The following is a 4,778-nucleotide window of genomic DNA, read 5'->3' as shown; positions in this document are numbered from 1 at the left end:
CCGCCGCCGCGGTGGCGCCGACGATCGAGCCGAAGGTCGTGGCGTCCACGGCCGGCATATTGGTGAACGCGTTGGCCGCCGCGGCCAGCCCCTCCGGGTCCGTGTAGGCGAAGTAGGCCACGACGCACGCCAGGACCGCGGCTGCCAAGGCCGCGGCGCCGGAAAGGACCCACGTCGGCAACAGCTCGACGCGCCCCAGCGGCGCCGCCAGCGGCCGCCGTTCCGGACCCAGCGGCAGGCGCGCCATCACCCGCGAGGCGAAGGCCGCGGGCGCCGGCGGCACCTCGGCCAGCGCGCCCTCGACGCCCCCGAACGCCTCCGCGAGCCGGCCGCACTCCTCGCAGACGGCGGCGTGCTCCCGGGCTTCCTCTATCTCCGGCGCCGAGGCGTCCTCGCCCGCCGCCAGGATATCCAGAAACCTTTCGCAATTCATCATATCACACACCCCCGGCGAGCGAATCCGCCACGCCGGCGCGCCGCAGCGACGCCAAAACCGCCTTCTTGCCGCGGTGAATGTAGGATTTCACGGTGCCCAGCGGCAACTCCATTACCTCCGAAACCTGCTCGTACGACTTCCCCGTCAGGTAATATAGTTCGAGCACGTTCCGGTAGTCGGGCCTTATCTCCGCGAGGGCGGCGCGGGCCAGGCCGACGTATTCGGCCGAAGCCGCCAGCTCCTCCGGACCGGGGCCCTCGTAGCGCTGCTCGTACTCGTCGGCCGGGATGCCGGTCGGCCGCCGCCGCCCGGCGACGTCGCAGGCGACGTTGTACGCCACGCGGTAGAGCCAGCTCGAGAACTTCGCGCCCCCGTCCGAGCGATACGTGTGCAGCTTGCGGAAGACGCGCAGGAACGTCTCCTGGGCCGCGTCCTCCGCGGCCGGGCCGGCGACCCGCCGCGCTATGGCGTAGACCATGTCCTGATACCTCGTCACCAGCTCGCGCCACGCCTCCTGCTCGCCGGCGCGGCAGCGGCCTACGACGTCCTGCTCGTTGAATTCGCTCGGGCGCGCCATCGGAACGTTCCACCCGTAAGACGGCCTGAGAACCGGCCGGGTTGCATATATTAACATATATATCGCCGGCCTCCGACCCCGGCCCTATTATTATGAAACAAAACCGGCGCCGAGGCCGTCATACGGACGAGAAAGCCGAATGGATTAATGACATTCAAATAAACGGAGGAAACGGAATGAGGAAATACTTCCCGGCAGCAATCATCATAATCTGTCTGGCGGCCTTCCTGGCCGGGCCCGCGCCGGCGCAGGAAGAAAAGGGCGACGCGGGCGCCGCGCCCGCCGAGACGGCCGGCAAAACGCTCAAGGTCGAGACGGCCGGCGGCGACGAGCCGCTCTGCGGCCCGGAAGGGCTCGAGCCGGGCCCGGGTAAAACCGTCATTAAGGAACAGGTCATAATCCCGCTCGTCGGCATGATGCTACCGATAATATTCATGCTCGGCACGGCCGCGGTCATAATAGTCGCTATACTGATGGCACACCGCGCGGCGCAGATGCGCTACGACGTAATCCAGCTCGCCATCAAGGAGGGGAAAGAGCTGCCGCCGGAGATCTTTACGCGGATGCGGCATCCCCGCCGGCGCCGCGACCCGCTGCTCGCCGGCCTGGTCCTGACGGCGCTGGGCGTCGCGGTCTCCATCTCGGTGGGCACCATCTGTGGGGCGGTGCAGGGGGTGTGGGGCCTCATCCCGCTGCTCATCGGCGTCGCGGTCCTGATCTACGTGCCGTTCTACCGGAAGCAGAAGAAAGAGGACGAGGACCGCTAACGCCGCGCGCTGATACGACGCAAGAAAAAGGCCGCCTCGGGAGAGGCGGCTTTTTTACAATTCCCGTGAACGGGTTAGTTCTTTTAGCCGAACGCTACGTCGTCGATATTAAACCGAACCGGCACGCGCATTTCAAGGATTTAGTGAACTCCCGCGGCCCCTACCCCGGCGGGAGGAGGTTGAGCTTGGCGACGGCGTCAGCTACAACACAGTAAGCGTATTACCTCCAACCCGCGAACGGCTACAGGATTTTATGGCATGTTCTCGCGACAGCCCCCGGATCATTTCATCTCCTCAGTTCAAACGCGGCAATTTGATATTCGAACAGAATTTTCGTGCCGCAAGCCACGGCAGCCTCGAAATAGCCCCGGGAGGCGACGGCGTCGCCATTGAACTTGTGCCACAAACCCAAGTAGCAATAAGCTTCGCACAACTTCTCGTCGTCGGTTCCCGCGGCGGCGAGCATCTCCTCCGCGTTTATTTCACCGGCGAAAAACCGTACCGCGTCGTACGACCAGCTGTGGTCGTCGGCCCTCAAAGCCGGCTCGAGTACGCCGGTAGTACCCGCGCCGGCCGCGGATTTAAATATAAAAAGAAATAAGTAATCGTACGGGGCCCCGCCCAAAGCTACGGCTTCGTTAGCCGCCGCCGCCGCACTGTCATACTTCCCGCGAAAGTACTGGACCACCGCTTTGTCCCGCCAAATCCCCCTATCCTCGGGATCTAGTTTCAACGCCTGATCGTAGCACGCCGCGGCTTTTTCGTATTGCCCGATATCCTCTAGGAGGTGGCCTTTGGCCGCCAGGGCCGCGACGTCGCGCCGGTCAAGCTTCAGGGCGCGATCGCAACACGCCGACGCCTCCTCGTAACGGTCGAGAAACCTCAACGCCTCGGCTTTACTCACCCAACCCCCAACATCTTCGGGGCAGAGAGCCAGGGCGCGGTCGACGTACGCCACGGCCTCCTCGTACCGGCCCAGGAAAAAATGAGCGGCGCCGACGTTTAAAAACGCGTCCGCGTATTCCGGGTCGACGGCTATTGCTTGAGCCAAAACCGGCAAAGCTTCTTCGTAACGTTCCAAATATATAAGCGCGGCCCCTTTGTTGAGCAACGTCCCCGTGTCGTCCGGCTCGAGCTCGAGCGCGTGGTCTAAACACGCCACAGCCTCCTCGTAAGCGCCCCGGTTTATAAGAGCCTCACCCTTCGCACTCCAAGCTCCGGTACACGAGGCGTCCAGTTCAACGGCCCGGTCGAAACACGAAATAGCATCCTCTTCATCGCCCAATTCTTCCAATGCCCCGCCTTTGAAGTACCACGCTTGGGCGTCGTCGGGGTTTAACGCCAAAGCTTCTTCGTAACACAGTACCGCCTCCTCATAATCCTCCAGGTAGGCGTAAAGGAGATCGCCTTTTGTTTTCCAAGTATCCGCCTTTCCGGGCTCTAACGCTAACAAGTGGTCAAAGCATTGTACTGCTTCCTCGTATTTCCCGGCTTCGGCCAGGGTCGCCCATTTGCCGGACCACGGTTCGGCGTACTCCGGGTTAATCCGTAGCGCTCGGTCGAAACATTCTATCGCCTCGTTTTCCCGGCCGAGATTTGCCCACGCCACACCCTTGGAGCACCAGACGTATTCGTTCGCCGGGTCGAGGTTTAGGGCGTAGTCGTAATATTCCAGGGCGTCTTCGTATTCCCCTAAACCCAATTGTACTACGTCGCCCTTTAGCCCCCACGCCAATACGTAATCCGGTTTTAACTCAATTGCCGTTTCCAAACTAGCGAGCGCCTCGTGGTGTTTACCCAAAGCTTGAAGTACTTGACCGCGCGCAAGCCACAAATCCGGGTTTTTGCCATCCACTTCGACCAACCGGTTATAGGTATCCAAAGCTCCCTCGTAATCACCCGAGTGAACGTGTAAGGTTCCAGCTTTAATCCAAAGCGCCGCCTCGTTATTAGGTTCGAAAACCAGGCCGCGGTTACAAGCCTCGACCGCTTCGTCATATTTCGCAAGAAACAAACAAATCCCTGCGCGAGAAAACCACGCTTGGGCGTTTTCAGGGTCGGTCTCCAAGACCCGATCCACACGCTCAAGAGCTTTTTTATAATCCTCGCGCTGGGCGTTTTCGACGGCGAGGCCGCGCCACGCGTCTCGCTGTTCGATACGACTATCGAAACACGAAACCGTAACGATCACACAAAAAGCTGTAAATATAAGCTTCCCAGACTGCATAAGCCTTACCGTTGCTAAATCTCCGCTCGGGTCTTCCGACCGCCGGGTAGCATGAAATTCCCTACTTGCCGGCTTAGATAACCTCTCAAAACGTAAGTCTAATCCAATATACGACGACGCCTACTTCCAAGCGGCTCTACCGGCGACGATTACGTTACAAGCATGGAGAGGTAACGAAGATTAGCTTACCGGCGATGGCGACGAAACCCTTAGGTCAGACGAAGAAGCAATCATATAGCCGAGGGCGTAAATACCACCCCGCCCCCTAACGCTCAACGCGTTAACGAGGCGGGGTAGTTTGTTTCGGTAGGTTGCTTCCCTCACTCGGTTCCCTCGGGCCTCCGGCGTCAACGCCGTCCCTCCCCTAATTAAATACACCATCCCGCCGCGGCTGTCAAGAGATTTTCTTGTGGGCCAGGCATTCCTGCCTGGCGGCCGACAGGAATGTCGGCCCCACTACCCGAACGCCACGTCGAGGACCATCATCACGACGAAGCCGACCATCGCGCCCACCGTCGCCAGGTCGGCCTTGCCGGCGCGCTGCGACTCCGGGACGACCTCCTCCACCACGACGAAGATCATCGCCCCCGCGGCGAAGCCCAGCGCGTACGGCAGCAAAGGCCGGGCAAGGAAGACCGCCGCCGCCCCCGCCACCGCCGCCATCGGCTCCACCACCGCGGAGAGCTGGCCGTACCAGAAGCTCCTGAGGCGGCTCATACCCTCGCGCCGCAGCGGCATCGAGACCGCGAGCCCTTCCGGGAAATTCTGGAT

Annotated in this window: 5 protein-coding genes; 1 reads left to right on the top strand and 4 read right to left on the bottom strand. The window is 61.3% G+C overall.

The window, feature by feature from the left end:
• On the bottom strand, positions 1-436 hold a 436-nt coding region (locus VMX79_11615), incomplete at its 3' end, for a hypothetical protein (protein HUV87745.1).
• A 1-nt stretch (position 437) separates the two neighbouring features.
• Entirely contained in the window at positions 438-1,013 is a 576-nt protein-coding gene (locus tag VMX79_11610) for a sigma-70 family RNA polymerase sigma factor (protein HUV87744.1), read from the bottom strand.
• Between the two features lie 176 nt (positions 1,014-1,189).
• On the opposite strand from VMX79_11610, the gene VMX79_11605 reads away from it, so the two are divergent.
• Positions 1,190-1,780 carry a DUF6249 domain-containing protein gene (locus tag VMX79_11605; protein ID HUV87743.1) on the top strand — a complete coding sequence of 197 codons (591 nt, stop codon included), beginning with the start codon at positions 1,190-1,192 and terminating at the stop codon, positions 1,778-1,780.
• Between the two features lie 286 nt (positions 1,781-2,066).
• Here the strand turns inward: VMX79_11605 and VMX79_11600 are convergent, their stop codons facing one another.
• Both VMX79_11600 and VMX79_11595 read right to left on the bottom strand, forming a co-directional pair.
• Positions 2,067-4,007 (bottom strand): tetratricopeptide repeat protein, encoded by a 1,941-nt coding sequence (locus VMX79_11600; protein HUV87742.1) that lies wholly within the window; start codon positions 4,005-4,007, stop codon positions 2,067-2,069.
• A gap of 456 nt (positions 4,008-4,463) precedes the next feature.
• The coding region (locus VMX79_11595; GenBank protein ID HUV87741.1) for a ZIP family metal transporter at positions 4,464-4,778 on the bottom strand (315 nt) is incomplete at its 5' end.

The sequence above is a fragment of the bacterium genome, assembly GCA_035529855.1.
Lineage (GTDB): Bacteria > RBG-13-66-14 > B26-G2 > WVWN01 > WVWN01 > WVWN01.
Note: the sequence above shows the minus strand (reverse complement) of the source record. Positions and strands in the feature narration are given on the sequence as shown.